Source organism: Hankyongella ginsenosidimutans (genome assembly GCF_005144965.1).
GTDB classification, from domain to species: Bacteria; Pseudomonadota; Alphaproteobacteria; order Sphingomonadales; family Sphingomonadaceae; genus Hankyongella; species Hankyongella ginsenosidimutans.
Window position 1 is genome coordinate 2,143,956 of sequence record NZ_CP039704.1, and the last position, 24,930, is coordinate 2,168,885.

The window sequence follows — 24,930 nt, forward strand, 5'->3', positions numbered from 1 at the left end:
CAATCTGAAACGTGAATCATGGTCTAAATTGTTGATAAGAGCCTGATTCACGCCCTCGGTTGAAGCACATATGCTTCAACCTCAACCGATCAGGCTCTGACGGGCCGGCGCACGTCTGCGCTATTGCGGCAGCGCCAGACCCCAGGGGAATAGGCCGGCGCGGCCTTGGCAGCGGCCAGCGCCGTCCCCGGCTTTGCCGGCAAGCGGTAGAAGCGGTGATTGCCGAGTTGCACGGTCGGCGTCAGGCTTGCCGCCCAGGCGGGGAGACGGCAAGGCTGTGATAATGCGTCGAGTCGGTCGTGCGCGGCCCGGCTCCGGCGAGCGTCGCCGCTGCGACCGCCTGCGCCGCCGCCCAGCGCGCCGGCTCCGGCTGGCGTTGCAGCGACCCGTCGCAGGTGAAGGTGAACTGGCAGCCGGTCGCACGCCCGGCCCCTGCAGGACGACGGCGCAGACCGATTTCGGATAGGCCGGGTGCGCCATGCGGTTGAGCACGACCGCCGCCACCGCTGCCTGACCCTCCGCCGGCTCGCCGCGCGCTTCGTAGTAGATCGCCGCGGTCATGCAGGCGAGCGGGCTGGAAAAGCGCGGGTCGGCCCGCAGGTCCGCCTCTGTCTGCGCGCACGCCGGCTGGGCAAGCGGGCCGGTGAGCAGCAGGGCAAGGACGTGACGCTTCATGCGCAAGCTTGTGCGCCACAAGCATTTCGAAATTGTGACATGTCCTGTGCTCCCGGCAGGCTGGACAGAGGCCGGTGGACACATTCTATAAGCCTGCATGGAAGCGCCTTATTGTCTTGATCTGCTGCGCGCGCAGGCACCGGACCTGTATCTGGCGGCATTATATGCCCCCGGGAGCACCGCCCGTTGTTCATCGCGAAAGCCGCCTGGGCGGCCGAGCTGGAGCATGTCTGCGTTGCGGCAAAGACCCCTTGTTGCGCGCGGTTCGCTATGCCTGGTGGCGCGAGCGGCTGGAGGCAGGCGAGACCCGCGGCCACCCATTGCTGGCGACGCTGCAGAACCTGAGCATCGCGCCGGATGACCTGTCGCCGCTTCTGGAGGCCTGGGATGCCTGGGCTGCGGGCGAGGGGCTACACAATGAAATCGGCAAGGCGATGGCCGGCCTGCTGGGGCGTGCGCTGTGGCTGCAAGCGCCTGCGCCATGGCTGGCGGCGCTGGCGGCGCTTTATGCCGCGCGACAGGCAATCGCGGAAGAAATGCCCGACCTTGGGCCCATCCGCGCCGGCCTTGCAGGCACGCCGCGCCTGGCGCGTTGCGTGCTGGCAAGCGGCCCCTTTGTCGCACAGCGGACTCGCGCGCAGCACGCCGATGCCCTATCGTTGCAGCTTCAAATCCGCATTTTCTGGGCGGTGACGACCGGCCGATGGTGAGGGCGCATGAATGCCAGGCTTCGTTGGGTGGCGGGTGGCCTTGCGGCCGTTCTGGTGGCAGCGGCGGTGATCGTCTGGCGGCAGGCACCCAGCGTGGCGCAGCAGGCTGCACCCGAGCATCCGCTTGATGCAGCGCCTGTTACAGCGCCGCCTGAGCGCACGCAATTGCCCGAGCCGACGCGAGAGCAGAAGCGGCTGGCGCGCTATGACAAGGACAAGGATGGCGTCGTCAGCCGCGACGAGTATCTGGCGAGCCGGCGCAAGGCCTTCGCCAAGCTCGACCGGGATGGCGACGGCCGGCTGTCGTTCGAGGAATATGCCGTCAAAACCTCGGATCGGTTCGCACAGGCTGACAGCAGCCGCGACGGCCGGCTGAGCGCTGCGGAATTCGCCACGACCGCGCGCAAGCCGACGCCGCGCAAACCGGATTGCGCCGCAAAACCGGACGAAGAGGCTTGACATTTGCCGGAATTTGTTCTTATTATGTTCCATTGACAGGGAGGGGCTTATGTCGGAACTGCGCGCACCGGAAATGCCATGGCTGGCACCCTATATCACGCTGCGGGATGTCGCCGCGTCGATCGCTTTACACGGAGGTCTTCGGCTTCGAGCTCGCGGACAAGGTGGATGGCCCGGACGGCACGCCGTTCCATATCGAGTTCCGCTATCACGGCGAGAAGGTGCTGATGGGAACGCCGGACCGGCCGGAGACCGGCCAGTGCCCGGCGACGCTGGGGTGCGTGCCAGCCAGTGGTTCTACCTGTACGTCGATGACGTTGACGATGTGATGGCGCGTGCCGTTGCGGCCGGTGCGACCGTCGAAAGCCCGGCGGAGGATGCCCTCTGGGGCGACCGCATGGGGATCATTGTCTGCCCGAACGGCTATCGCTGGTCGGTTGCACGCTGGCGCGGCGCGGCGGATAGCTGAAATTTTCCGCTTCGTCTCTATGCGCTGCTTTGGGTACTGTCTCGGTTTGATGGTCCGCTCGTGGTGAGCTTGACGAACCATGAGCGCGCCTCGCCACTCCGCCCTTCTGTCCAAGCTCAGAGTGAGCGGCAAAATTGCAAACGAAGACACGACCCCGCTTTGGGCACCGTCCCAGTTTGATGGTCCGCTCGTGGTGAGCTTGACGAACCATGAGCGCGCCTCGCCGCTCCGCCCTTCTGTCCAAGCTCAGGGTGAGCGGCAAAATTGCAAACGAAGACACGACCCCGCTTTGCCGATTGACTTGAAGGCGGCGTCGGGTAGACAGAGCCGGTCCGCGGGGCAACCCTGTCGACGCGCGGGAGAGCGTGGGCCGCAAGGCCCGCCACCGAAGGAGCAACCGCCCCGGAATCTCTCAGGTCAACGGACCGCGCGGCGATCATGCGGCACTCTGGAAAGCGGGCGGTCGTCGTGGCCGTCTCACCGAAGGGGTAATCCGGTTCCGGCCTCGGCGTGATCCGGTAAAGCTCTCAGGTTTTCCGACAGAGGGGCACGGGCGCCAGTTTCGGCGCTGCTCTGTCGTTGAGTGTGCTATGTCGGACGCCTTGCTGGACACCCCTGATTGATCTGCACCGCGCGCTCGGTGGCCGTATCGTGCCGTTCGCAGGCTATGCGCTTCCCGTGCAGTTCCCCGAAGGCATCATGGCCGAGCATCTGTGGACCCGGGAGTCTGCGGGCCTGTTCGACGTTTCCCACATGGGGCAGGTGCTGCTGACCGGGGATGGCGCAGACAGGGCGCTGGAAACCCTGCTGCCGGGCGATATCGTCGGCCTGAAGCTCAACCGCATGCGCTACAGCCTGCTGCTGGACGGGAACGGCGGCATCCTCGACGACCTCATGGTGTGCCGCCGGGCGGACGATCTGCTTCTGGTGGTCAACGGCGCGGTCAAGCACGCCGACATTGCGCTGCTTCGTGCCCGGCTGGAACCCAAGGGTGTCCATGTCACCTACCGCGACGACTGGGCGCTGATGGCGCTGCAAGGGCCGAAAGCGGTGGCTGCGCTGGCGCGGCTGGCACCTGAAGTCGCGGGCCTGACCTTCATGCAGACGGCTCCGGCAACGATCGCCGGCGCGTCGGCCTGGGTCAGCCGTTCCGGTTATACCGGCGAGGACGGGTTTGAGATCTCGGTGTCAGCCGATGCCGCCGAGGCGGTCGCCAGGGCGCTGCTCGACCAGCCGGAGGTCAAGCCGATCGGGCTGGGTGCACGCGACTCCTGCGCCTGGAGGCAGGGCTGCCGCTCTATGGGCATGACCTCAGCCCTGAGACCAGTCCGGTCGAGGCGGATCTGACCTTCGCCATCTCCAAGCGCCGCAAGGCGGAGGGCGGCTTCCGGGTGCCGCGCGCGTCCTCGGCAGATGCTGGACGGCACATCCCGCAAGCGGGTTGGCCTCAGGCTGGAGGGCCGCCTGCCTGCACGCGAGGGTGCCACGATCCATGCGGCGGACCGTCAGGTCGGCGTTGTCACCAGCGGCGGCTTCGCACCCAGCCTGCAGGCACCGATCGCCATGGGCTACGTCGAGACCGCGCACGCCGCAGATGGCGCGGCGCTGGAAATCGATGTGCGCGGCAAGCGGATCGCCGCTGCCGTCGCGCCGATGCCGTTTGTTCCACACCGCTATGTTCGCACCAACACAGGGAGCTGATGCATGACACTGTATTTCACCAAGGACCATGAATGGCTGCGCGTCGAGGGCGATGTCGCGACCTTCGGCATTACCGGCTACGCGCAGGAACAACTGGGCGACGTGGTGTTCGTCGAACTGCCGGTGGTCGGCAAGACCGTAGCTCAGGGCGGCGACGCCGCAGTCGTCGAGTCGGTGAAGGCCGCGTCGGACGTCTATGCGCCGGTCTCGGGCGAGATTGTCGCGGTCAATGACAAGCTGGTCGACGAACCGTCGCTGGTCAACAGCGCGCCGGAAGGCGAGGGTTGGTTCGCCAAGCTGAAGCTAGGCAACTCGGGCGAGCTCGACGCCCTGATGGACGCCGCCGCCTATCAGGCTTACCTCGCGACGCTCGGCTGATGACCACGCCGCAACCCGTCAACCGCTGGGACGCCGGGGCCTATGCCGCCAATGCCGGCTTCGTGCCAGCGCTGGGTGCGCCGGTGCTGGCGTTGCTGGCCCCGCAGCCTGGCGAGCGCATCCTTGATCTGGGCTGCGGCGACGGTGTTCTGACCGAGAAGCTTGCAGCGAGCGGCGCGGACGTGCTTGGCGTCGACTTCAGCCCGGAGATGATTGCTGCGGCGCGCGCCAGAGGGCTTGTCGCGGACGTCAAGGACGGCCAGGCGCTGGATTTCGAGGCGCAGTTCGATGCCGTGTTCACCAACGCGGCACTGCACTGGATGATGGACCATGCGGCCGTTGCGCGCGGGGTGTTCCGGGCGTTGAAGCCGGGTGGTCGCTTTGTCGGCGAGTTCGGTGGCTTCGGCAACATCGCGGCGCTGCGCACTGGCATCCGTGCGGTGCTGGCGCTCGAGGGCTATGAACTGCCCGCGCGCGAGGCACAGAATTACGCAGAACCGGGCGTGTTCACGACGATACTGGCGCAAGCGGGTTCGTCGATGTTCAGGCCGAACTGATCCACCGGCCGACCGACCTGCCGACCGGCGTGGTCGGCTGGCTGACAGCGCTGCGTCAGGGCTTCATGGATACGGTCGGCGTTTCGGATCACGACGCGCCGCGAATCATGCAGCGGATCGAGGATTTTCTTGCGCCGATCCTCCGGCGCGCTGACGGCGTATTCGTCGCCGACTATGTGCGCCTGCGCTTCGCCGCACGCAAGCCACTGTAAACGAAGGGCTTACCCATGCGTTACCTGCCTTTGAACGATGCTGACCGCGCGGAGATGCTCCGCACCGTCGGTGCCAGCCAGATCGACGATCTGTTCCGGGACGTGCCGTCCGCGACCCTCGGTCGCGCGCCGATCGCCGGGCTGCCCGGCCACATGACCGAACTGGAGGTCGAGCGGTTGCTGGGTGGCCTTGCGCGCAAAACAAGCCGGCGGGCGAGTATCCGTTCTTCATCGGTTGCGGCGCTTACAAGCACCACGTGCCGGCCAGCGTCGACCACATCATCCAGCGTGGCGAATTCCTGACCAGCTATACCCCGTATCAGCCGGAAATCGCGCAGGGGACGCTGCAGTATCTGTTCGAGTTCCAGACCCAGGTCGCCCGGCTGTTCGGGCTCGATGTCGCAAACGCCTCCATGTATGACGGTTCCACGGCCTGCGTGGAGGCCATTTTCATGGCGCGCCGGGTTACCCGCCGCACCAAGGCCGTGCTCTCGGCCGGGCTGCACCCGCACTATATCGAAGTGGCGCAGACGTTGACTGCCTTCACCGATGACGAGCTGGTGGTCGGCACGCCGACGCTCTCGGACGGCAGGCCGGGTTGCGACATCGACTGGCTGATGCACCAGATCGACGAGACGACCTCCTGCGTTGTCGTCCAGAACCCCAACCTTTTCGGCCACGTCGCCGATCTCAGCGATCTGGCCGCCGCCTGCCATGCCAAGGGCGCGCTGCTGGTGGTCGTGGTGACCGAGGCGATCGCGCTCGGCATGCTGACCTCGCCGGGGAAATGGGGCCGACATCGCGGTCGGGGAGGGGCAGTCGATCGGCAATGCGCTGAACTTCGGCGGGCCGTACCTCGGGCTGTTCGCAGCCAAGGAGAAGTATGTTCGCCAGATGCCGGGCCGCCTCTGCGGCGAGACGGTCGACGCCGACGGCAAGCGCGGTTTCGTGCTCACACTCTCGACCCGCGAGCAGCATATCCGCCGGGAAAAGGCGACCTCCAACATCTGCACCAACTCCGGGCTGTGCGCGCTCGCCTTCACCATCCACATGACCCTGCTTGGCGAGAAGGGCCTGCGTGCGGTTGCCGAATACAACCACGCCCGCGCCTGCGAAGTGGCAGACCGCCTGGACGCCCTCGACGGCGTCACGGTGCTGAACACCGCCTTCTTCAACGAGTTCACGGTGAAGCTCGACCGGCCGGCCCGCCCGGTGCTGCGCGACCTTGCCGAACACGATGTGCTGGCGGGTGTGGCGCTCGGCCGCCTGTACCCGCATGCAACCGATCTTGAGAACGGCGTGATCATCGCCGTAACCGAAACCGTGACCGACGCCGATATCGATGCGTTGGTCGCCGCATTCCGGAAGGTGCTGGCATGAGCATGAACAATCAGGGACGCCCGACCCGCCCGACCGAGGCGACTGCGCCGAGTGCACTGGAAACCTTCACCGGCAACCGCGCGCTGCAGCTTGAAGAGCCGCTGATTTTCGAAATCGGCGACGAAGGCCGCACGGGGTCGATACGCCCGCCCGCCCAGGCGTGCAGCCCGGCTCGGCGGCCTGGAGCGCAACCGGCCGATCGGGCTGCCGGGGCTCACGGAGCCGGAGGCGGTGCGCCATTACACCCGGCTCAGCCGCAAGAATTACGCGATCGATCTCGGGCTGTTTCCGCTCGGGTCGTGCACCATGAAGCACAACCCGCGCCTGAACGAGAAGATGGCACGGCTGCCCGGCTTTGCCGACATCCACCCGCTGCAGCCGCAGAACAGCGTGCAGGGCGCTTTGGCGCTGATCGAACTGGTGGCGCACTGGCTGATGACGCTGACCGGCATGAACGCGGTCGCCATGAGTCCGAAAGCGGGCGCGCACGGCGAGCTGTGCGGCATGCTGGCGATCCGCGCCGCACTGGATGCGCGCGGCGAGCAGCGGCCGGTGGTGCTCTGCCCGGAATCAGCGCATGGCACCAACCCGGCGACTGCGGCCTTCTGCGGTTTCCGGGTCGAGCCGATCCCTGCGGATGCGCGCGGGCGCGTCGATTTTAGCGCACTGAAGCAGCGCCTGAGGCCGGATGTCGCCGCGATCATGCTGACCAACCCGAACACCTGCGGGCTGTTCGAGCCGGATATCGTCGAGATCGCCGAGGCCGTGCATGCTGTCGGGGCCTATTTCTACTGCGACGGCGCCAACTTCAACGCGCTGGTCGGCAAGGTGCGCCCGGGCGACCTCGGCGTCGACGCCATGCACATCAACCTGCACAAGACCTTTTCCACCCCGCACGGCGGCGGCGGGCCGGGTTCTGGCCCGGTGGTGCTGTCCGAGAAGCTGGCGCCGTTCGCGCCGCTGCCGTTCATCCACAAGCTGGCGGACGGCGAACTGCAACTGGTCGAGCATCGTGACGAGGACCCGAAGGCAGCGCAAAGTTTCGGCCGCATGACCGCCTTCCACGGCCAGATGGGCATGTTCGTACGGGCGGCTGCCTACATGCTGAGCCACGGCGCGGATGGCCTGATGCAGGCGGCGGAAGACGCCGTGCTGAACGCCAACTATGTGCTCGCCAGCCTCAAGGACGTGATGACCGCGCCGTTCGAGGGGCCGTGCATGCACGAGGCGCTGTTCGACGACCGCTTCCTGAAAGACGCAGGGCTGACCACGCTCGACTTCGCCAAGGCGCTGATTGACGAAGGCTATCACCCGATGACCGTCTATTTCCCGCTCGTCGTGCATGGCGCGATGCTGGTCGAGCCGACCGAAAGCGAAAGCAAGGCCTCGCTTGACCAGTTCATCATGGCGATGCGCGGCCTGGCACTGGCAGCCAGGGCCGGCAAGACAGCCCGCTTCACCAGTGCGCCGCGCTTTGCGCCGATGAAGCGCCTCGACGAGACGCAGGCGGCACGGCAGCCCGTGCTGAGCTACCGGCCGCCATCACAGGCGCAGGCGGCGGAGTAGGGGCTATAAGACTTCTGTGTGGTGACAGATCCTCCCCTTGAAGGGGAGGGTGTCCGTCTGCAAGGCGGGCGGAGGGGCAGAAATGCCAAGTCTCCGCCACCTCCACCACCCTTGCGGGTGGTCCCCTCCCCGATGGGGAGGATTGCGCTGCGACAATTACTTCGAGAAGCTGATGTCGCCGCTGCCGCGTTCCTTGGTCTGGCGGCTTGCCGGGTTCCCGTGCACGACGATATCGCCGGACCCCAGAATGGAGGCATGGATCGCCTTGCTCGCGTAGATGGCAAGATCGCCGGACCCCAGCAGAGACGCATTGGCGGTCTCGCACTTCAGATCCTTGGCCACCAAGTCGCCGGAGCCGAGCAGGCTGGCCATGATGCTGGTGCATGTGCCGCTGACGGACAGATCGCCTGAACCGGTCAGTCGTGCCTCGAATGCCTTGGCATCGACGCCCTTGGCGGTCATGTCGCCCGAGCCGGTGAGCGTCATGCTGCTGAGTGTGGGCAGCCGTACATGCACGACCACGCGGCCGCTGCTGGAGTAGATGCCGGATTTCTGGCTGATGACCAGTTCGCCGTCGTCGACTGTGATCTTCAGCCGGTCGAGGTCCTTGGCGTCGCCTTCCGCAGTGACCGAGTACGCGCCCGGGGAAATTTCGACATCATGCGAGCCGGTCAGCGCGACGCCTTTGAAATCCTTGACGTCGAATGTGCGCGAGGCGGCAAGGGCCGGCGTTGCCGCGAGCATGGCGATTGTCAGGGTGGTCAGCAGTTTCATGATAGCCTCATTCGCTGTCAGTGCGTGGTGGTGTTTTATTATCCTATGGCAGCATGACGCAATTGTATGCAAAGTCCTGCCTCATGCGACGGGCGGCGGCAAATCGCTGACAATCCGTTTCATGACCCTATATATTTTCCCGTAACGCGGCGTCGCTGGCCAGCGAACCAGCCGAGAAGGAGATACATATGGAAACGGCAATTCTGGCAGGCGGCTGCTTCTGGTGCATCGAGGCCATGTACGACGACCTGCAGGGCATCGTGTCGGTCGAGTCCGGCTATGCCGGCGGCCATGTCGACAACCCCAACTACAAGCAGGTGTGCGCTGGCGGCACCGGCCATGCGGAGTCGATCCGCGTGACCTTCGATCCCGCACAGATTTCCTACGCGGAAATTCTCGATATCTTCTTCCACGTCCATGACCCGACGACCCTGAACCGTCAGGGCAACGACGTCGGCGAGCATTACCGCTCGGCGATCTTCACGCTGTCGCCTGCGCAGGAAGCGGAAGCTGTGGCCGCAAAGGCGCGCGCCGCAAGCCTGTGGCCCGGCAAGATCGTCACCCAGATTGCGCCGGCCGGGACCTTCTGGGTCGCGGAAGACTATCACCAGGAATATTTCCAGCGCCTGGGCAGTGGCAACGCCTACTGCAACTTCGTGGTCGCGCCGAAGGTCAAGAAATTCCGCGAGGCCTACAAGCACCGCCTCAAGTCGGCCGCCGCCTGAACACCACCGAGACGTTGTTGGCGGGCATCGGGATGACGTCCGCCAACGTCAGCCCGGCGGCGTCCGCGCATGCAGCGACGCTTTCCAGATCGCGCACGCCCCAGGCCGGATTGCGCGACTTGAGGTCCGCATCGAACGCCGCGTTGCTCGGTGCCGTATGCGCGCCATCGCGTTTGTACGGCCCGTACAGATAGAGAGGGCCATCCGCCGGCAGCAGGTCTGCAGCCAGGCGCATCAGCGCGGCGGTTGCCGGCCAGGGGCTGATGTGCACCATGTTGATGCAGACCAGCGCTTCCGCCTGCGGCACCGGAGCCGGGTCTGCGAGCAGATCGAGCCGCACCGGCGGCAGGATGTTCGGCGCGGCGCTGTGCGCCCGCCAGGCGTCGATCGAGGGCAGGGCGTCCGGGTCGGCGTCCGTCGGCTGCCAGAGCAGGCCGGGAAAATGCGGCGCGAAATGGACGGCGTGCTCGCCCGTGCCGCTTGCGACTTCAAAACCAGGCCGCGCGCCGGCAGCACGTTTTCAGCACGGCGAGGATCGGCTCCCGGTTGCGCGCGGTTGCCGGCGCGTAGCGGCGCAGGTCCTCGCTCATGCCGCCAGCCAGCGCACGCTTGAGCAATCTCCCGAGGTGCGGAGCAAGGTTGCCTTGTGCAGGGTGCGCGCCATATGGATCTAACCTCCTCACAATCGAAAGCAGGAACGCCCCCATGATGGAAGCTCGCTGGAATGGCCAGACTATAGCCCGCTCGGACGCGACTGTTGTCGTCGAGGGCAACCATTATTTCCCGATCGATAGCGTAAATCCCGTGTTCCTGAAGCCCAGCGGGGCGAAGACGGTGTGTCCATGGAAGGGAACCGCGCACTATTACACGCTGGTGGCCGGCGGGGCGGAGAACGCCGATGCCGCCTGGTACTACCCCGAGACCAAGCCAGAGGCCGCGCATATCCGCGGTTATGTCGCATTCTGGCGCGGCGTGACCGTCTCGCCAGCCTAACAGGTTGCTGAAAAATGGTTTCCCGCACCCCAAACCCACAGCCGTCACCCCGGCCCCTAACGGGGATAAACTCCGGCCGGGGTCTATGGCTAACATCTTATATTCGTTGTGTATATAAGCACCCATGGATTCCGGCCTTCGCCGGAATGACGAAATGGGACTGTATTATTCCGCTTTTCAACAGCCTGTTAAATCATTCTAGCCACAATAGTACCAAAGCGCTAAGCCTTGCCCATGATCCAGCGGGCGGGGCTCTGGGCCGGGCTCGGCCTGTTTATGACGATGCGGCTTGTGGACGCACCGGCGGGCCTCAGTCCAGAGGGCTGGGCGGTGGCGGCGGTTGCCGTGCTGATGGCGCTGTGGTGGTTCACCGAGGCCGTGCCGCTGACCATGACGGCACTGCTGCCCTTCCTGCTGCTGCCGCTGCTGGGGCCGGCAGCGCCGGCAAGATCGCCGGCACCTATTATTCGCCGATCCTGTTTCTGGTGCTCGGGGGCGATCGTCGCCATCGCTATCGAAAAGGCGGGCCTGCACCGGCGGGTGGCGCTAGCCGTGGCCGCGCGGGGCGGCACCAGCCCGCGCCGGCTGGTGCTGGCGTTCATGGCGGCGACGGCCATCGTGAGCATGATCGTCTCCAACACTGCGACGGCGCTGATCATGACCCCGGTCGCGCTGGCGTTGATCCGGGCACGCGGGCAGGACGACGGCTTCGCGCCGGCGCTGCTGCTGGGTGTCGCCTATGCAGCGTCGATCGGCGGCCTCGGCACTTTGGTCGGATCGCCGACCAACGGCATCGCGGCGGCCATGATCGACCGGACGCTCGATATCCGGATCGACTTTGTCACCTGGTCGAAGTTCGGTCTGCCGATGGTGTTCCTCGGCGTTCCTGCCGCCGCCTGGCTCCTCAACCGCGCGCTGCGCGTGCCGCATGCGGCATTCGACAGGCAGGCCGTGCTGGCCGCCATCGGGACGCCGGGAGCCTGGTCGCCGCTCGAGAAGCGCGTGGCGCCGCTGGTGGTGGCGCTGATCCTCGGCTGGACGGTGTTGCCCCTGATCAAGGACAGGATCGGGCTGTCGGCGCTGGACGACGGCATGACCGCCATTGCTGCCGCGCTGCTGCTGTTCATTCTGCCGGGCGGGAACGGCCGGCCGATCCTCGAGTGGCCGGACGCGCGCGGCGTGCCGTGGGACGTGATCATGATGTTTGGCGGCGGGCTGGCGCTTGCCGATGCCATCACGGCAAGCGGCCTGGCGCTGTGGATCGGCCAGCAGCTCTCCGGCCTCGGCACGATCCCGATCTGGGCGCTGGCGCTGCTGCTGACGGCGCTGGTGATCCTGGTCACGGAATTTGCCTCCAACGTCGCGACCGCCAGCGGCTTCCTGCCGGTGGTGGCAGGCGTCGCGACCGCGACCGGACTCGACCCGCTGGCGCTGGCGATGCCGGCGGCGCTGGCGGCGAGCTGGGGCTTCATGATGCCGGCCGGCACCGGGCCGAACGCGATTGCCTATGCGACCGGGCAGGTGCGGGTGGGGCAGATGGTCCGCGCCGGTTTCCTCATCGATCTGCTTGGCATCCCGCTCATTGTCGCGGTCTGCTTCGCGGTAGCCCCTTGACGCTGGCGCGCCAGTGCTGGATTAAGCGCAGCTTGGTGGCCCGATGGCGGAATGGTGACGCAGCGGACTGCAAATCCGTATATGCCGGTTCGATTCCGGCTCGGGCCTCCAACCATTCCCGTCACACAGTCTCAGTCCGTGGGTTTCCACCAGGTTTGCGAAGAGTCCGGCGTCAGCAACACATCACTCAGAGGCGAGCTGGCCAGCACACCTTCAGCCGTGTCGCGCCCAGAAATCCGCTGCTGGGGATAGGATCGGGTAGCGCTCGCCGAGCGCAAGCAGGCCCTTGTCCCCGGTGATGAGATAGTCAGCGCCAGAGGCCGTCAGCGTTGCGAGCACTGGCTGATCGGCGAGATCGCGCAAATCCGGGTCGCTGGCACCGTCTGGCTCGACAATATCGGCCAGGAAGTAAAACTGTCGGCGAGATCGCGGATGTCGTCGGGGCCGAGCGGATTGCGCGAGAGGCGCGGCAACACCCTTATCATCTCGTCGATGATGTGACGTGACGGCACGATGTCGATGCCGCCCGCGCGCCATGTGCCGATGATTTTTCCTGGAATGCTGCCCGGATAGGCGATACCGGACACCAGCACATTGGCATTTGGCACGACACGCAGACGCGCCATCAGCCGTGACGGACCTTTGACGCAACTGCGTCGATTTCCGCCAAGCCTTCCGCCTCGGCAATGTCGGCAAAGGCATGGGCTATTCGGTCGGTCAGCGCCTCGAACCGGTCATTGAGACGGCACACGCGTGCGAACAGCTCGGCGTTGACCAAGGCCGCCACCGGCTTGCCGTCCTTATTGATGACAATACTATCATGGCGGTATTGAACTTGGTTGAGCATCTCGCCGAGATTTTGGCGGAAGCTGACAGCGCTGACCTCATTAATCGATATGATCATTATGATCGATATGGACAAAAATGTCCAGAAGCGAGCCATCTCGTGGCCCCAATCTCATGCACCACTTCACCGCCGCAGGTGCTCGATACCCAGTTCGCGCCACATCCAGCCAAAGTCATAGCTGGCTATGGGGTCGTTCGCAGTCTCGTGCTTTGATGAGCCGTTTTCGAGATATTTGAGCCAGTTCGCTACTCTGTGCTGCCCGGCTTCGTTCGCGCAAGCGGCACGTGGCGTCTGGCCATCCAGCATGCCTACCGGTTCATCAAGCGCGCCGTGATATTGCCGGTCCATAAAGTCATGGATGATCCGTTCATGCTGATCGGGCGGAAGGTCGAGCGTGGGGCCATCGTCGCCCGTACCGGCGCTGCGCGCCTGATCGAGGGTTTTGATTTCGGTCAGTGCCGGACCAGCGAGTTTGCCCAGCGCCTCGCCGAGCAAGGCCTTGCCGCGTTCGGCGCGTGCCGCCGAACTGACCGAGAGGGTGACGAACCGCCCCTTTACCTCGACATTGCCCAGCACCGGCGCGCCATCGTCCATCGTGACATTCCAGAGCAGCGCGTTCTCACCGTTCGTCTTGGCAGGCTTGCTGTCGCCAGAGAGGTCCAGCCAGTTCCAGAATTTGCCGTGCGCCCGCCGCAGCGCTGCGATACCGTCAAGCCGCTCCACGACCTGCGCCTGCGCCGTGCCCTTGGCGAGCGGCAGGCGAACGGTGTGGAATATCACTTCATCGCCATCACTGTTGTGGAGCAAGGGCTGGGCGTGCCCGAGCGCCTTGCCGAGTGTGTCAAAGAGCCACGCATTGGTGAACAGCGGTGCGGAACCGGCAAGCAATAGATCGGAATCGATCAAGTCGATCGCCTCGGCACCCTCTTCAGCCAATATGGCGGCGAAACCATTGAGCAAGCCTTCCGCCGCGTCATGCGTGAAAGCCAGCAGTCCGCCGGCGAGGATGTTGCGACCATTGACCGTGACAATGCGTGCGCCGATCCGGTCCCATTGCTTCAACGACCGAGTCGCACTGCGTTCGGTTACAAGGATCGGTTCAGCGTCGCGCACCATGTCACGCGCAAACATGGACTGGCCGGGAATGATCTCGCTGACCTCATAGAGGCTCATCACCGAATGACGCAGCGCCTTCATATAGGCTTTGTTCTGGGCCTTTTCATTCCAGCCGCGCCGCTTGAGATAGACCTCGACAAGATTGGTACCATCGGGTTCGAAGCTGTGCGTCAGCAGATCCTCGAACGCGCAGCCCCACAAGGTTCCCGCCCATTGGGCCGATGATCTCATCCAGTTCGTCATAATCGATGCCGAATTCTTCGAGCGCAGGCCCAAAATGATCCATGATCACCGCATTAAGCCGGTTGGCCCAGTCCTCTTGTTTCAGAAACTTGATCAGGCCAGACAGATCGTGGGTGGATTTCATGGGCGTCCTGCCGATTTGGAAGCTACCCCAGCCTAGACTCTTCCCGTTTTTGATTGAACCACTTTTGGTGAGGCAATCAAAACGGACAAGAAGGGTCACCACAAAGGGTGAGAGCCTTTCTTATCGCCTTCGCTTGAGCCACTTCAACACAAGTGCCTCGACCTCAGTCGGAAAGGCTCTAATGCCGGAAGTGGCGCACGCCGGTGAAGACCATGGCGAGGCCGCGCTCGTCGGCGGCGGCGATCACATCGGCATCGCGGATCGAGCCGCCGGGCTGAATGATGGCGGTGGCCCCGGCTTCGGCCGCTGCAATCAGGCCGTCCGCGAACGGGAAGAACGCATCCGACGCCACGACGGAACCCTGGGTCAGGCTCTCGGTCAGGCCGGCGGCCTCCGCGGCCTCGCGCGCTTTCCAGGCGGCGATGCGCGTGCTGTCGATGCGGCTCATCTGGCCGGCGCCGATGCCGACCGTCGCGCCATCCCTGGCGTAGACGATGGCGTTCGATTTCACATGCTTGGCGACTCGGAAGGCGAACAGCAGGTCCGCCATTTCCTGCGGCGTCGGTGCGCGGCGCGTCACCAGGGTCACATCTGCTGCGCGCACGCGTGCGCTGTCCCGAGTCTGGGCGAGGTAGCCGCCGCTCACTGCCTTCAGGATCAGGTCCTTGCCGCCCGGCTGGTCGAGCGGGCCGGTCAGCAGCAGCCGCAGGTTTTTCTTGGCGGCGAAGATGGCGCGGGCTTCCGCGTCTGCATCCGGCGCGGCGACCACTTCGGTGAAGATCTCCGAGATCGCACGCGCGGCGGCAGCGTTCAGCGGCCGGTTGGCAACCACGATGCCGCCGAACGCCGAGACCGGGTCGCAGCGCAGCGCCTTGGCGTAAGCGGCCTCCAGCGTGTCCGCAGTCGCCACGCCGCAGGGATTGGCATGCTTGATGATGGCAACGGCGGCCGGGCCGCCCGCCTCGAACTCGCGGATCAGGTCCAGCGCGGCGTCGGTATCGTTGATGTTGTTGTAGCTGAGCTCCTTACCCTGAAGCTGGCGCATATGCACCACGCCGTCCCTGGCGGCAGGCGCTGCATAGAGGGCTGCCGCCTGGTGCGGGTTCTCGCCGTAGCGCAGCGCCTGTGTCCGGTGAGGCTGACGGTCAACTGGTCCGGGAATTCGTTGCCGAGCACGCTGTCGTTGAACCATGCGGCGATCGCCGAGTCGTAGGCCGCGGTGTGGCCATAGGCCTTGGCGGCCAGGCGCTGGCGCAAGGCAAAGCCGGTGGCGCCATCGTTGGCGTTCAGGTCGTCCAGCACCGTCTGGTAATCCGCCGGGTCGACCACCACGGTGACCGAGCGATGGTTCTTCGCGGCGGACCGCACCATCGACGGGCCGCCGATATCGATGTTCTCGATCGCGGTTTCATAGTCTGCGCCGCGCGCCACCGTCTGCGCAAACGGGTAGAGGTTCACCACCACCAGGTCGATCGGCGCGATGTCATGCGCGGCCATGGCTGCCGTATGTTCAGGATTGTCGCGCAGCGCCAGCAGCCCGCCGTGGATCCTGGGGTGCAGGGTCTTGACCCGGCCGTCCATCATCTCGGGAAGCCGGTGTGGGCCGAGACGTCGGTGACGTCCAGCCCCGCATCGCGCAGCGCCTTCGCGGTGCCGCCCGTGGACAGCAGGGTAATCCCGCGCGCGCTCAGCGCAGACGCAAAGGGAACAAGTCCGGTCTTGTCGGAGACGGAAAGCAGGGCATAGCGGATCGCCGCCGATGCAACGGTCATGGGAAGTCCTTCCGGATCAGCTTCTGGTGCCGCGCTTGAACGACCAGCGCACCTGCGCCCCGTCTTCAGCCGTATCACCGGTGAGTACGAGCTGGCGGGTTCTGCGCACCTTGCCAAGCGAGTCAACCCATAAACTGTCATCGACCCGCAATTTCGCGCCCCGCGCCTTGAACGCCCACAACACGCCGTTGGGCAGCTTGAGCACGGCCCTGATGGTCGGCGGTCATGGTCGGCTCGACGCCGTCGCCCAGGTGGAAGCGGATGTCGAAGCTGAGGCCGGCGCGCGGCTTGCGCCAGCGACTGTGCGTTGAGCCTACGAGCTGGTCCTCGCCGCGCAGGTCGACCCCGTCGCTGCTGAGATACAGGCGTCGCCGGTGCTCCAGCCCGAAACGGCCCGCATAGCCATCATGCCCGCAATCGAGCCAGACGCCGTCCGCGCTCTCTTGGCGGAGCGCCGTCACTTCCTCGACTCCGGCACCAAGAGTGCCGTCGTCGCGCAGCTTGGTCGAATTGAGGTTCTCGATCACCAGGGTCGAGTGCGCTGCCGTCGTGCGCAGCAATTCATGGAGGTCCGTGCGCATGGCGAGCCCCGCCGAACGCCCGCCGCCGCAGTTCACCACCACCCGGTGCGGCCCGTCGCTGAACTCGAACGACAGCGTGCCGGCGTGGCTCACGGTGCCGGTACGCGCGGGCGGCGGCGGCCCGGCGTCGATCACGGCGACCGTATCCCCGCCATCCAGCCGCTGGAAGCCGCAGTGAACGCCATTGCGCAGCGGCGTGGTCGCGACGTCGGTGATGGTGCGGATGCGCTCCAGTTCCTGCGCATTGCCAAGGCTGCCGCCATGCGCGGCGCTCAGCAGACCGTCGCCGAGCACCAGCCCGAACAGCGCCGGGATCATGCGGTCCAGCGCGCTGACCAGTGCCTCCGGCTGCTCGATCTGGCGGTCGCGGTAGACCTGCCGCACGGTCAGCAGCAGCTTGACGATTTCCAGATGCTCGCTCGGGCAGCGGGCGATGGTGCCGCCATCGACGAGCACCGTCTCGGTCAGGCCGCGCGCCAGCGCCCGCTCGCCGACGTGCCGGCGCTGCTCGCCGCCGGGCAGCAGCAGCCCGTTGACGATCAGCCCTGCCGCCGCCTTCACCCGCGCCAGACCGTTGGGGTCTTCTCGACCGTCTGGGCCAGGTGCCGGCCGCTGCGCGCCAGCGTGTTCAAAACCGCCGAGCGGTACACCTGATCGGACGAGGACAGCAGAAACGGCGCATGGGTCATCCAGTTGATCAGCCGTTCGCCGAGGATATCCGGTCGCCAGACCAGTTCATCGAAGCGGGCGTATTCGTCGAGCCAGCGCTGGACCAGCGGCTCGATGATCGCCGCGCCGCGCCGGTGGTCGAGCACGGTCGCCGCGTCCCGCAGCCAGCGAAAACCATGCAGCCACTCCAGCCAGCCGAGCGGCGCATGGATTGCCGAGAAGCGGATGCCGTTGGTGTTGATGGCGATCCCCATGTAATCGAAGCGGCCGTCGACCAGCGCCTTGCCGATCAGCGGTTCGCCGACCCAGAGGTCGGCAGGCGCCGCCAGCAGCTTGAGCGGGAAGCGCCCGCGCAGGCGCAGGCCGTGCAGGAACGAGCGATAATGCATCTGGCGCAGGCGCCAGGTGACTTTCTCGACCAGGAGAGGCCGCGGTCGCCGCCAACGCGGACGAGCCGGTTGCCTTCCGGGATCGTATCCGCCGTGGCTTTGCGCACGGGCGCGGTCACGCCGTCACCTGTTCCGGCACGACTGCGCGTACCTTGGCGGCGGCACGCAGCGCTGCAATATTGTCGGCATAGCGCTCCGGGCCGCCGGCGAAGCTGGCCGTCCCCGCCACCAGCACGTCAGCGCCGGCAGCCACGGCGTCGCCGATGGTCTGGATCGAAATGCCGCCGTCCACCTCCAGCATGATGTCCCGGCCGCTGAGATCGATGCGGCGACGAATCTGGGCGATCTTGTCCAACTGGCTGGAGATGAAGGCCTGGCCGCCGAACCCTGGATTGACGGACATGACCAGCACCAGGTCGATGTCGTCCATGATCGAATCCAGCCACGCGACCGGCGAGGCGGGGTTCAGCGATACGCCCGCCTTCTTGCCGAGCTGGCGGATCCGCTGCAGCGTGCGGTGCAGGTGCGGCCCGGCTTCCGGGTGCACGGTGATGATGTCCGCGCCGGCGTCCGCGAAGGCGTCCAGCAGCGGATCGACCGGGGCGATCATCAGGTGCACGTCGAACGGCTTGGCGGTGAAGCGGCGCAGCGCGCGAATCACAGGTGGGCCCAGTGTGAGATTCGGCACGAAGTGGCCGTCCATCACATCGATATGGATGAAATCGGCACCAGCCGCATCGATAGCTTCGATTTCCGCGCCAAGGATGCCGAAATCTGCCGAAAGCAGCGAAGGCGCGATACGCACAGCATTTGTGGACATGCGCTTTTCCTTAGCAGTTACGGAATCGCGCATCAATCACAGGAGCAGTCAGGGCGCGCGTAATCGTGAAACGAAAAGCCGTCGCAGCCACCGGGCAGCGCCGGGTCGCCGGGCCGGGTGCGGCAGTCGCCCTGCGGGGTGTGGGGAACGGCCCGCGCTCGGCATCGCTCGGCACCGCACGCTGCCATGTGCTGTGGGCTTTCAGGAACTGCTCGATCTGCGCCAGGCCTTCTTCCGCCTCCAGCGAGCAAACCGCATAGACGAGGGTGCCGCCAGGGCGCACCAGGGTCGCGGCATGGGCCAGCAGCCGACGTTGCAGGTCCAGCAGATCAGCGGTGTCGCGCCCGGCCTTCAGGTGCAGCACATCCGGGTGGCGGCGGAACGTCCCCGTCGCGCTGCACGGGGCATCCAGCAGCACGGCGTCGAACTGCCGGTCGGGCCGCCAGGTCGTGGCATCGGCCACGACCACATCCGCGGCAAGGCCAGTCCGGGCGAGATTTTCGCGCAGGCGCTCAAGCCGGCGCGCTGAACTATCGACGGCCGTGACATGCGCGCCCGTGGCCGCCAGCTGCAGGGTCTTGCCGCCGGGCGCTGCACAAAGGTCCGCAATCGACTGGCCGGGCCGGGCATCGATCAGCCGGGCCGGCAATCCGGCCGCGATGTCCTGCACCCACCACGCGCCGTCATCATAGCCGGGCAGGGCGGTGACGGGCGCACCCGCCGGCACGCGCACATGGCCCGGCAGAAGCGATTGGCCGCCAAGGCTTTCGGCATAGGTTTGCGTCTGCGACGGGTCGCGCAGGCAGATGTCCAGGGGTGGCTGGTCCTTCAACGCTTCCGCAAGGTCGTGCGCCGCGTCCGGCCCGAAAGCGGCCCGCCAGCGGCTGGCATAAGGCTGCGGCAAGGTCGGGCGATCCGGCAGGCATACGCCTTCCCGCAGCAGGCCCCAGCACCGCATGAACCAGCCGGCGCGGCCCGGCCTCCACCAGCGGCAACGCGGTGGCGACGGCGGCGTGCGGCGGCGTGCCGAGCGCCAGCACCTGCGCCAGCGCCATGCGCAGCACGAGGCGGGCGCGGGCGTCGTGCGGCAACGGCTTGGGCGTCGCGCTGTCGATCATGGCGTCGAGGTCGGGCAGCCAGCGCAAGGTCGCCGAGACGATGGCGTGCGCCAGCCCCGGTCGCTCGGGTCATCAAGGCCGGCAAGCCCCTGCTCCATGGCCAGCTCGAGCGGCTGGTGGCGCAGCAGCACCGCGATCAGCAGTCGTAGCGCCGCTTCGCGGCTGGCGACGCCGGGTGTCGGGCGGGGTGTCGGGCGGGGTGGGGCAGGCCTGCGCCGGGTGTTGGGCCTTGGTGTCACGGGCGTCCACCCAGCGGGTCAAGCGCCGAGCGGCGGGCGACGGAGGCGGGCCGCATGTCGCCGGCGATGCCCTGCAAGGCGGCGATGCGGTTTTCCGTATTGGGGTGGGTCGAGAACAGGTTGTCCATGTTCGCGCCGGACAGCGGGTTGACGATGAACAGGTGCGCGGTCGCCGGATTGTGCTCGGCCGCCGGATTGACGATGCGCTGGGCACCTGCCTGCAGTTTCGCAAGTGCGGAGGCCAGCGCAAGCGGCTTGCCGGAAATCTCGGCCCCGCCGCGGTCCGCGCCATATTCGCGGGTGCGGGAGATCGCCATCTGCACCAGCATGGCGGCGAGCGGCGCCAGGATCATCATGGCGATCATCACGATCGGGTTGGGCCGCTCCTCATCGCGGCCGCCACCGAAGAACAGGCCGAAGTTCGCCAGCATGGAAATGGCGCCGGCGACCGTTGCCGTCACGGTCATGACCAGGGTGTCGCGGTTGCGGATATGCGCCAACTCATGCGCGATCACACCTTCGAGTTCGTCCCGGCTCAGGATGGCCATCAGCCCGGTGGTTGCGGCCACAGCGCCGTGGGCCGGGTCGCGGCCGGTCGCGAACGCGTTCGGCTGCGGCGTATCGATGATGTAGACCTTGGGCATCGGCAGGCCGGCATTGCGCGCCAGCCGCGCGACCATGGCATGGAGGTCAGGGGCGCTGTGGGCGTCCACTTCCTGCGCGCCATGCATGCGCAGCAGCATCTTGTCCGCATTCCAGTAGGCGAACATGTTCATGCCCGCGGCAACGACCAGCGCGATCAGTGCGCCGCCCTGGCCGCCGATGAAATAGCCAAAGCTCATGAACAGCGCGGTAAGCGCCGCGAGCAGCAGGCCAGTCTTCATGGTGTTCATGCGTTGTCGCGCTCCCTTTCGATGCCGGCCATCATGTGGCGCTGGTCCGCCCGCCTTCAAGCGGCGCGCCTGTCGATTTTGCCACGGCGTGCTTGCCCCGCGTCAGCCTGCCGCTTACCTGTATGTCATGGATGAGAGCCCCGATAAACCGACTGACACGCCCCCGGCACCGGCGCTGAAACCGGTGTCTGAAGCGCCGCTGTCTGAACAGGGCGGGCCGAAGGGTCCGGAGCCGACGCGCTACGGCGACTGGGAAGTCGGCGGCGTCTGCAGCGACTTCTGACGTAGCACGATTTCCACGCGCATCAGCAATCTGATTTCGCGAAGTTCCCGCACAAAAACACCGGCGGGCAGGGCCCGCCGGTGTCGTGTGACGTGTGACGTCTTTAGCGGCGGCGACGGCGCGCCATCGCGACGCCGGCAATGCCAGCGCCCAGCAGCAGGAGCGAACCCGGCTCCGGCACCTGGTTGTAGCCGATCACGTCGAACGCGAGGTAATCGAGATCGGTCGGATCGAAGGTGCGGTTGCGCGGGAACGACGGATCGAGAATACTGACCGGCAGTCCGAGCGACTCGTCGAACAGGAAGGTTTCGATAAAGTGGCTGGCCTGGTACGGTGCGACGTTCACCGAGCCAAGCACGCCGTCGCAGGCGTCGCCGGGGACAAGGATGAAGCCGTCGCAGGTTGCGACCGTGAAGCCGATGCCGTTGAACGAGCCCGAGCTGAAGGCTTGGATGCGGGTTTTGCCGCCGTCGATCGAGAAGTACGGCACGTCAAGCGGAATGCCGCCGGCGTTCAGCGAAATGAACTGATCGTTGGTCAGCGTGTCGCCGTCGAGGCCGAGGCCGGTCGTGTAGTCGAAGCCGATGAACTGCCCGTTGTCATCGAACGACAGGTTCGAATAGCGGAACAGGTCGAGCACGCTGGTGAACGAACCCAGCGGGTCGATCTGGTTCTGATCCGGACCGAAGAAGCCGCTGAACGGCCCGCGGCCGGTCACGATGTCAACAAAGTCCACACCGGAGACGAAGCCGAGCGCGTGGCCGATTTCGTGCGTTGCGACCGCGACAAAGTCGGTCGTGCCTGAGGTGATGCCGTCCGAACGATCAAGGTCGAACGTGAAGTCGCTGTTGAAGGTGATGGTGCCATCGAAGCCGTTCGGGTCAGCGCCGAGACTCGAGACGTCAAAACCCAGGGCCTTCAGGTTCGCGGTATTCACGAACTGGACCTGATTGTCGAAGGTCTGGCCGTTCGAGCCGTCGTTCAGGATGATACCCTGCGCGCGCAGCTCGTTACGGCTGATGACACCGTCCGGTGAATTATTCGCTGGAACATTCAGCAGTCTTCCATTGCCGTCGGTGCTGACCTTGTCGCCCGTGATGACTTCGATGTCGTTCTTGATCTGGTCAAGCGAGCCGCCGACGACATTGCTGCCGGTGTCAACGCCGCGCGCGTTATGGAAGAAGCTCAGCGTGTCGCCGGTCGGCAGGTTGGCGACCGCCGTCTGGTCGGCAACGGTCGTCGCATCGGCGATCAGCGCGTTGCGCACGTCTGCATAGGTGACGTCGACGCGGCGGCTACCCGTCTGGCCGAGAATGTTCGGCCCGAGCGAGGCGAAACCGGCGCTGAGCTTCACCGTGATGTTATCGCCCAGGCGATCGCTCCAGAACTGCGCCGCGGTGCGGTAGGCGGTTTCCACCTGCGCGCGGGTCGCAGCGTCAACGGTGTTGCCAAAGTTGAACGTGAAGTCAAAAGCCACGGCATGCGCTTGGGCGGCACCGAGCGTCGCCATGGCGACGGCGGATGCACCTAGCATTTTCAAAGACTTGGTAAAGCCTTTCTGCATTGGTCTCTCCCGATGAATAAGACGTTTGGTTTTTCCTTTCACCCCGCCTTGTCGGCGTGTGGGCGTACGGTGGGGAAAGATGTGCAATTTTGCGCCAAATCCTAAGATGCTGTAATAATTCTGAAATAGTGTTAACGTGTTGCGTGAGTGTAAAGCAGGGCGACATTTTCCTGTTGTGGGCGGCAATTCTTATGTTGCGATGAACCGTTCATCGCTACGTCAAATGTAATAATATTACATTGCGTAGGCGTGTCAAAAATTCTGCGCCAATATCGTTTGAAGTCCGGCGCGGGCCGCTTAATGTCGCGACGGGAGGTGCGGAAATGCCGAAAATTGACCTGTCGACAGCGCCGGTGCTGGTGGGATCGCGCTATCCTGCACCTTTGACGAACCCTGCCGCGGGCGTCGTGCGCTCCGTTTGTCGGAGGCCTCGGGCCTTACGCATATCGGGGTCAATCTCGTGACGATCGACCCCGGCGCCTGGGCCAGCCAGCGCCACTGGCATACTCATGAGGATGAGTTTGTGATGATGGTGTCCGGCGAACTCGTGCTGGTGGAGGATGATGGCGAGACCGTGCTGCGCGCCGGGGACTGCGCTGCGCATCCGGCGGGCGCTCAGAACGGCCACCATCTGCAGAACCGCTCGGCACAGCCGGCAACCTTCCTGGTCGTCAGCAACCGCGACAACGCGGACGCCGGCGATTATCCGGATATCGACATGCGCTTCACCGCCGGCCGCTATACCGGTGGCGGCGGCTACGAACATAAGGACGGCGCGCCGTACCCCAAGCGTGACGGCTGATCTGCCGCGCGGCGCACTTCTGCTCAGCCGTCGCTTCGGCCCGCTGTTCGTCACGCAGTTCCTGAGCGCATTCAGCGACAACCTGTTCCGCACCAGTCTGGTGTTCTTCGCCACCTTCCAGCTGTTCGCAGGCGACGCGACAGCAGCGGCGGGCCTGGCGGCCCAGGCAGCGGCGCTGTTCATGCTGCCATTCTTTCTGGTCTCCGGCTTTGCCGGGCACCTGTGCGATGCCCGTGACAAGGCCCGGGTCGCGCAAGGGGTGAAGCTGGCGGAAATCGTCGTCATGGTTGTCGCAGCGGCCGGGTTGTGGTTCGGCAGCGTGCCGGTGCTGCTTGCCGCATTGACACTGGCCGGTGTGCAGGCCGCGCTGTTCGGGCCGATCAAATACGGCATCCTGCCGCAGCATGTCGCAAAGAGCAAGTTGTTGACCGCCAATGCGCTGGTCGAAGGCAGCACCTTTGTTGCGGTGCTGCTCGGGCAGATCGCTGGCGGGCTGCTGCCGCCACGGCTTGCGGGCATCGCGCTTGTTGTGCTGGGGTCACGATCTGGCTGGTCAGCCGCGCCATTCCGCCGGCACCGCCGGTCGAGCGGGCTTTGGCGTTCCAGCCGCTGCGCCAGAGTTGGGCTGTGCTGCGCGCAGCATTTGCCAGCCGTGCGCTGGTGGTGACGATCCTGGGTATATCCTGGTTCTGGGCGGCGGGTGCGCTGATCACCGGCCAGTTCGTGCCGATCGTACGCCACCACCTGGGCGCGCAGGAACCGGTTGCGACCTTGCTGCTCACCTGCTTCTCGCTTGGCATTCCTGCCGGCTCGCTGCTGGTCAGCAAGATGTTGCGCGGTGAGATCTCGCTGCGCTTTGCTGCCGGGGCAGGCACTGCGATGGCGCTTGGCATGGCGGATGCCGCCCGGCGCACTCTGGCCTTTCCGCAGGCAACGGGCGGCCTCTATGATATCCCGATGTTCCTGGCGTCCCCGGCAGCCTGGGGTTGATCGCAGACCTGCTGGTGATTGCGCTGGCGGCCGGCATGTTCATCGCGCCGCTCTACGCCCGCCTGCAGGCGCTCAGTGCCCCGAGCGGCGCGCGCGCACCATTGCCGCGAATAACATCGCGAATGCAGGGTTTATCGTCGCCAGCTCGGTTCTGGCGGCGGTCCTGCTCAAAGCCGGCTGGTCCGCGCCGCAACTGATCCTGTTGTTCGCCGCCGGCACGCTGGGAATTGCGCTGACATTCGCCGGCAGGCGAGCCGGGCCTGATCG

31 protein-coding genes, 1 tRNA gene, 4 pseudogenes and 2 riboswitches are annotated in these 24,930 nt (G+C 65.7%); of the genes and pseudogenes, 20 read left to right on the forward strand and 16 right to left on the reverse strand.

Features of this window, described 5'->3' with window-relative positions; translation table 11 throughout:
- Positions 1–120 precede the first annotated feature (120 nt).
- The gene (locus E6W36_RS12615) at positions 121–675 is read right to left on the reverse strand and encodes a cell wall hydrolase (RefSeq protein WP_246047693.1); all 555 of its coding nucleotides are present in this window, start codon (positions 673–675) and stop codon (positions 121–123) included.
- Positions 676–926: 251 nt separating this feature from the next.
- On the opposite strand from E6W36_RS12615, the gene E6W36_RS12620 reads away from it, so the two are divergent.
- The 11 genes and pseudogenes from E6W36_RS12620 (at position 927) to gcvPB (ending at position 8,107) form a co-directional block, all read left to right on the forward strand.
- The gene (locus E6W36_RS12620; protein ID WP_222872816.1) at positions 927–1,385 is read left to right on the forward strand and encodes a hypothetical protein; all 459 of its coding nucleotides are present in this window, start codon (positions 927–929) and stop codon (positions 1,383–1,385) included.
- A 27-nt stretch (positions 1,386–1,412) separates the two neighbouring features.
- Complete coding sequence (locus tag E6W36_RS12625; protein ID WP_342776668.1) at positions 1,413–1,844, forward strand: EF-hand domain-containing protein; 432 nt, start codon at positions 1,413–1,415, stop codon at positions 1,842–1,844.
- Between the two features lie 107 nt (positions 1,845–1,951).
- Positions 1,952–2,173, forward strand: a complete 222-nt coding sequence (locus E6W36_RS12630; RefSeq protein WP_222872818.1) for a VOC family protein — start codon at positions 1,952–1,954, stop codon at positions 2,171–2,173.
- A complete protein-coding gene (locus tag E6W36_RS12635) occupies positions 2,122–2,313 on the forward strand; it encodes a VOC family protein (RefSeq protein ID WP_342776886.1) in 192 nt (63 codons plus the stop codon). Before E6W36_RS12630 ends, E6W36_RS12635 begins: the two co-directional genes overlap by 52 nt.
- Before the next feature lie 346 nt (positions 2,314–2,659).
- Positions 2,660–2,751: riboswitch (glycine riboswitch) on the forward strand.
- Positions 2,752–2,866: riboswitch (glycine riboswitch) on the forward strand.
- A gap of 32 nt (positions 2,867–2,898) precedes the next feature.
- Positions 2,899–3,660 carry an aminomethyltransferase family protein gene (locus E6W36_RS23575; RefSeq protein ID WP_484103599.1) on the forward strand — a complete coding sequence of 254 codons (762 nt, stop codon included), beginning with the start codon at positions 2,899–2,901 and terminating at the stop codon, positions 3,658–3,660.
- A gap of 66 nt (positions 3,661–3,726) precedes the next feature.
- Positions 3,727–4,014: a glycine cleavage T C-terminal barrel domain-containing protein gene (locus E6W36_RS23580; protein WP_425459737.1), complete on the forward strand. Its 288-nt coding sequence runs from the start codon at positions 3,727–3,729 to the stop codon at positions 4,012–4,014.
- Positions 4,015–4,017: 3 nt separating this feature from the next.
- Positions 4,018–4,392: a glycine cleavage system protein GcvH gene (gene gcvH / locus E6W36_RS12645; protein ID WP_222872820.1), complete on the forward strand. Its 375-nt coding sequence runs from the start codon at positions 4,018–4,020 to the stop codon at positions 4,390–4,392.
- Positions 4,392–4,949 (forward strand): class I SAM-dependent methyltransferase, encoded by a 558-nt coding sequence (locus E6W36_RS12650; RefSeq protein ID WP_222872821.1) that lies wholly within the window; start codon positions 4,392–4,394, stop codon positions 4,947–4,949. The genes gcvH and E6W36_RS12650 overlap by 1 nt, the downstream gene beginning before the upstream one ends.
- Positions 4,950–4,978: 29 nt before the next feature.
- On the forward strand, positions 4,979–5,161 hold the full coding sequence (locus E6W36_RS12655) for a hypothetical protein (protein ID WP_222872822.1): 183 nt from the start codon (positions 4,979–4,981) through the stop codon (positions 5,159–5,161).
- 15 nt (positions 5,162–5,176) lie between these two features.
- Positions 5,177–6,541, forward strand: a pseudogene (gcvPA, locus tag E6W36_RS12660) (aminomethyl-transferring glycine dehydrogenase subunit GcvPA).
- A pseudogene (gene gcvPB, locus E6W36_RS12665) lies at positions 6,538–8,107 on the forward strand (aminomethyl-transferring glycine dehydrogenase subunit GcvPB). The pseudogenes gcvPA and gcvPB overlap by 4 nt, the downstream one beginning before the upstream one ends.
- 156 nt (positions 8,108–8,263) lie before the next feature.
- On the opposite strand, the gene E6W36_RS12670 reads toward gcvPB, so the two are convergent.
- Positions 8,264–8,881 (reverse strand): head GIN domain-containing protein, encoded by a 618-nt coding sequence (locus tag E6W36_RS12670; RefSeq protein WP_222872823.1) that lies wholly within the window; start codon positions 8,879–8,881, stop codon positions 8,264–8,266.
- A 182-nt stretch (positions 8,882–9,063) separates the two neighbouring features.
- Between E6W36_RS12670 and msrA the strand changes: the two genes are divergently transcribed.
- Entirely contained in the window at positions 9,064–9,606 is a 543-nt protein-coding gene (gene msrA, locus E6W36_RS12675) for a peptide-methionine (S)-S-oxide reductase MsrA (RefSeq protein ID WP_222874492.1), read from the forward strand.
- On the opposite strand, the gene E6W36_RS12680 is transcribed toward msrA, so the two are convergent.
- Both E6W36_RS12680 and E6W36_RS19285 read right to left on the reverse strand, forming a co-directional pair.
- Positions 9,587–10,039 (reverse strand): DUF938 domain-containing protein, encoded by a 453-nt coding sequence (locus tag E6W36_RS12680; protein ID WP_246048341.1) that lies wholly within the window; start codon positions 10,037–10,039, stop codon positions 9,587–9,589. The genes msrA and E6W36_RS12680 overlap by 20 nt on opposite strands.
- A gap of 55 nt (positions 10,040–10,094) precedes the next feature.
- Entirely contained in the window at positions 10,095–10,223 is a 129-nt protein-coding gene (locus E6W36_RS19285) for a class I SAM-dependent methyltransferase (RefSeq protein ID WP_246047694.1), read from the reverse strand.
- 88 nt (positions 10,224–10,311) lie between these two features.
- Between E6W36_RS19285 and E6W36_RS12685 the strand changes: the two genes are divergently transcribed.
- From E6W36_RS12685 to E6W36_RS12695, 3 genes are all read left to right on the forward strand, one after another.
- Positions 10,312–10,599, forward strand: coding sequence for a DUF427 domain-containing protein (locus tag E6W36_RS12685; protein ID WP_222872824.1), 288 nt, complete (start codon positions 10,312–10,314; stop codon positions 10,597–10,599).
- A 234-nt stretch (positions 10,600–10,833) separates the two neighbouring features.
- Complete coding sequence (locus E6W36_RS12690; protein ID WP_222872825.1) at positions 10,834–12,213, forward strand: SLC13 family permease; 1,380 nt, start codon at positions 10,834–10,836, stop codon at positions 12,211–12,213.
- Positions 12,214–12,250: 37 nt separating this feature from the next.
- Positions 12,251–12,324: transfer RNA gene (locus tag E6W36_RS12695), tRNA-Cys, on the forward strand.
- Between the two features lie 102 nt (positions 12,325–12,426).
- On the opposite strand, the gene E6W36_RS20855 is transcribed toward E6W36_RS12695, so the two are convergent.
- The 11 genes and pseudogenes from E6W36_RS20855 to htpX all read right to left on the reverse strand — a co-directional run bounded on the left by E6W36_RS20855 (position 12,427) and on the right by htpX (position 21,024).
- A complete protein-coding gene (locus E6W36_RS20855) occupies positions 12,427–12,552 on the reverse strand; it encodes a hypothetical protein (RefSeq protein WP_281277328.1) in 126 nt (41 codons plus the stop codon).
- A complete protein-coding gene (locus E6W36_RS12700) occupies positions 12,537–12,839 on the reverse strand; it encodes a PIN domain-containing protein (RefSeq protein ID WP_222872826.1) in 303 nt (100 codons plus the stop codon). The genes E6W36_RS20855 and E6W36_RS12700 overlap by 16 nt, the downstream gene beginning before the upstream one ends.
- Positions 12,839–13,156 carry a type II toxin-antitoxin system Phd/YefM family antitoxin gene (locus E6W36_RS12705; protein WP_222872827.1) on the reverse strand — a complete coding sequence of 106 codons (318 nt, stop codon included), beginning with the start codon at positions 13,154–13,156 and terminating at the stop codon, positions 12,839–12,841. Before E6W36_RS12705 ends, E6W36_RS12700 begins: the two co-directional genes overlap by 1 nt.
- A 27-nt stretch (positions 13,157–13,183) precedes the next feature.
- The gene (locus tag E6W36_RS12710; RefSeq protein WP_246047695.1) at positions 13,184–14,452 is read right to left on the reverse strand and encodes a DUF7986 domain-containing protein; all 1,269 of its coding nucleotides are present in this window, start codon (positions 14,450–14,452) and stop codon (positions 13,184–13,186) included.
- A gap of 269 nt (positions 14,453–14,721) precedes the next feature.
- Positions 14,722–16,315: pseudogene (gene purH, locus E6W36_RS12715) on the reverse strand (bifunctional phosphoribosylaminoimidazolecarboxamide formyltransferase/IMP cyclohydrolase).
- 16 nt (positions 16,316–16,331) lie between these two features.
- A complete protein-coding gene (locus E6W36_RS23585) occupies positions 16,332–16,520 on the reverse strand; it encodes a heparinase II/III domain-containing protein (RefSeq protein ID WP_222872828.1) in 189 nt (62 codons plus the stop codon).
- On the reverse strand, positions 16,453–17,457 hold the full coding sequence (locus E6W36_RS12725; RefSeq protein ID WP_222872829.1) for a heparinase II/III family protein: 1,005 nt from the start codon (positions 17,455–17,457) through the stop codon (positions 16,453–16,455). The genes E6W36_RS23585 and E6W36_RS12725 overlap by 68 nt, the downstream gene beginning before the upstream one ends.
- Entirely contained in the window at positions 17,454–17,954 is a 501-nt protein-coding gene (locus E6W36_RS12730; RefSeq protein ID WP_222872830.1) for a hypothetical protein, read from the reverse strand. The genes E6W36_RS12725 and E6W36_RS12730 overlap by 4 nt, the downstream gene beginning before the upstream one ends.
- 115 nt (positions 17,955–18,069) lie before the next feature.
- On the reverse strand, positions 18,070–18,774 hold the full coding sequence (gene rpe / locus E6W36_RS12735; protein ID WP_222872831.1) for a ribulose-phosphate 3-epimerase: 705 nt from the start codon (positions 18,772–18,774) through the stop codon (positions 18,070–18,072).
- 32 nt (positions 18,775–18,806) lie between these two features.
- Positions 18,807–20,020: pseudogene (locus E6W36_RS12740) on the reverse strand (RsmB/NOP family class I SAM-dependent RNA methyltransferase).
- A gap of 107 nt (positions 20,021–20,127) precedes the next feature.
- Complete coding sequence (gene htpX, locus E6W36_RS12745; protein ID WP_222872832.1) at positions 20,128–21,024, reverse strand: zinc metalloprotease HtpX; 897 nt, start codon at positions 21,022–21,024, stop codon at positions 20,128–20,130.
- Positions 21,025–21,151: 127 nt separating this feature from the next.
- On the opposite strand from htpX, the gene E6W36_RS12750 reads away from it, so the two are divergent.
- Entirely contained in the window at positions 21,152–21,307 is a 156-nt protein-coding gene (locus E6W36_RS12750) for a DUF1674 domain-containing protein (RefSeq protein WP_222872833.1), read from the forward strand.
- 103 nt (positions 21,308–21,410) lie between these two features.
- Here the strand turns inward: E6W36_RS12750 and E6W36_RS12755 are convergent, their stop codons facing one another.
- A complete protein-coding gene (locus E6W36_RS12755) occupies positions 21,411–22,871 on the reverse strand; it encodes an NF038122 family metalloprotease (RefSeq protein ID WP_222872834.1) in 1,461 nt (486 codons plus the stop codon).
- 418 nt (positions 22,872–23,289) lie between these two features.
- Between E6W36_RS12755 and E6W36_RS12760 the strand changes: the two genes are divergently transcribed.
- The 4 genes from E6W36_RS12760 to E6W36_RS12775 are packed head-to-tail and all read left to right on the forward strand — an operon-like array spanning position 23,290 to position 24,860.
- Entirely contained in the window at positions 23,290–23,673 is a 384-nt protein-coding gene (locus E6W36_RS12760; protein ID WP_342776671.1) for a cupin domain-containing protein, read from the forward strand.
- A complete protein-coding gene (locus tag E6W36_RS12765) occupies positions 23,663–24,340 on the forward strand; it encodes a hypothetical protein (protein WP_222872835.1) in 678 nt (225 codons plus the stop codon). Before E6W36_RS12760 ends, E6W36_RS12765 begins: the two co-directional genes overlap by 11 nt.
- Positions 24,301–24,663: a hypothetical protein gene (locus tag E6W36_RS12770; protein ID WP_222872836.1), complete on the forward strand. Its 363-nt coding sequence runs from the start codon at positions 24,301–24,303 to the stop codon at positions 24,661–24,663. Before E6W36_RS12765 ends, E6W36_RS12770 begins: the two co-directional genes overlap by 40 nt.
- Positions 24,660–24,860 carry a hypothetical protein gene (locus E6W36_RS12775; protein WP_222872837.1) on the forward strand — a complete coding sequence of 67 codons (201 nt, stop codon included), beginning with the start codon at positions 24,660–24,662 and terminating at the stop codon, positions 24,858–24,860. Before E6W36_RS12770 ends, E6W36_RS12775 begins: the two co-directional genes overlap by 4 nt.
- Positions 24,861–24,930 lie beyond the last annotated feature (70 nt).

What these genes read in the sequence shown, in the direction of transcription:
- E6W36_RS12630 (WP_222872818.1), top strand. Translation starts at nt 1,952, where the DNA reads ATGTCGCCGCGTCGATCGCTTTACACGGAGGTCTTCGGCTTCGAGCTC.
- E6W36_RS12705 (WP_222872827.1), bottom strand. Translation starts at nt 13,156, where the DNA reads ATGGCTCGCTTCTGGACATTTTTGTCCATATCGATCATAATGATCATA.
- E6W36_RS12690 (WP_222872825.1), top strand. Translation starts at nt 10,834, where the DNA reads ATGATCCAGCGGGCGGGGCTCTGGGCCGGGCTCGGCCTGTTTATGACG.
- E6W36_RS23580 (WP_425459737.1), top strand. Translation starts at nt 3,727, where the DNA reads ATGCTGGACGGCACATCCCGCAAGCGGGTTGGCCTCAGGCTGGAGGGC.
- E6W36_RS12700 (WP_222872826.1), bottom strand. Translation starts at nt 12,839, where the DNA reads ATGGCGCGTCTGCGTGTCGTGCCAAATGCCAATGTGCTGGTGTCCGGT.
- E6W36_RS12750 (WP_222872833.1), top strand. Translation starts at nt 21,152, where the DNA reads ATGGATGAGAGCCCCGATAAACCGACTGACACGCCCCCGGCACCGGCG.
- htpX (WP_222872832.1), bottom strand. Translation starts at nt 21,024, where the DNA reads ATGAACACCATGAAGACTGGCCTGCTGCTCGCGGCGCTTACCGCGCTG.
- E6W36_RS12685 (WP_222872824.1), top strand. Translation starts at nt 10,312, where the DNA reads ATGATGGAAGCTCGCTGGAATGGCCAGACTATAGCCCGCTCGGACGCG.
- gcvH (WP_222872820.1), top strand. Translation starts at nt 4,018, where the DNA reads ATGACACTGTATTTCACCAAGGACCATGAATGGCTGCGCGTCGAGGGC.
- rpe (WP_222872831.1), bottom strand. Translation starts at nt 18,774, where the DNA reads ATGTCCACAAATGCTGTGCGTATCGCGCCTTCGCTGCTTTCGGCAGAT.
- E6W36_RS12730 (WP_222872830.1), bottom strand. Translation starts at nt 17,954, where the DNA reads ATGCATTATCGCTCGTTCCTGCACGGCCTGCGCCTGCGCGGGCGCTTC.
- E6W36_RS12755 (WP_222872834.1), bottom strand. Translation starts at nt 22,871, where the DNA reads ATGCAGAAAGGCTTTACCAAGTCTTTGAAAATGCTAGGTGCATCCGCC.
- E6W36_RS12670 (WP_222872823.1), bottom strand. Translation starts at nt 8,881, where the DNA reads ATGAAACTGCTGACCACCCTGACAATCGCCATGCTCGCGGCAACGCCG.
- E6W36_RS12615 (WP_246047693.1), bottom strand. Translation starts at nt 675, where the DNA reads ATGAAGCGTCACGTCCTTGCCCTGCTGCTCACCGGCCCGCTTGCCCAG.
- E6W36_RS12650 (WP_222872821.1), top strand. Translation starts at nt 4,392, where the DNA reads ATGACCACGCCGCAACCCGTCAACCGCTGGGACGCCGGGGCCTATGCC.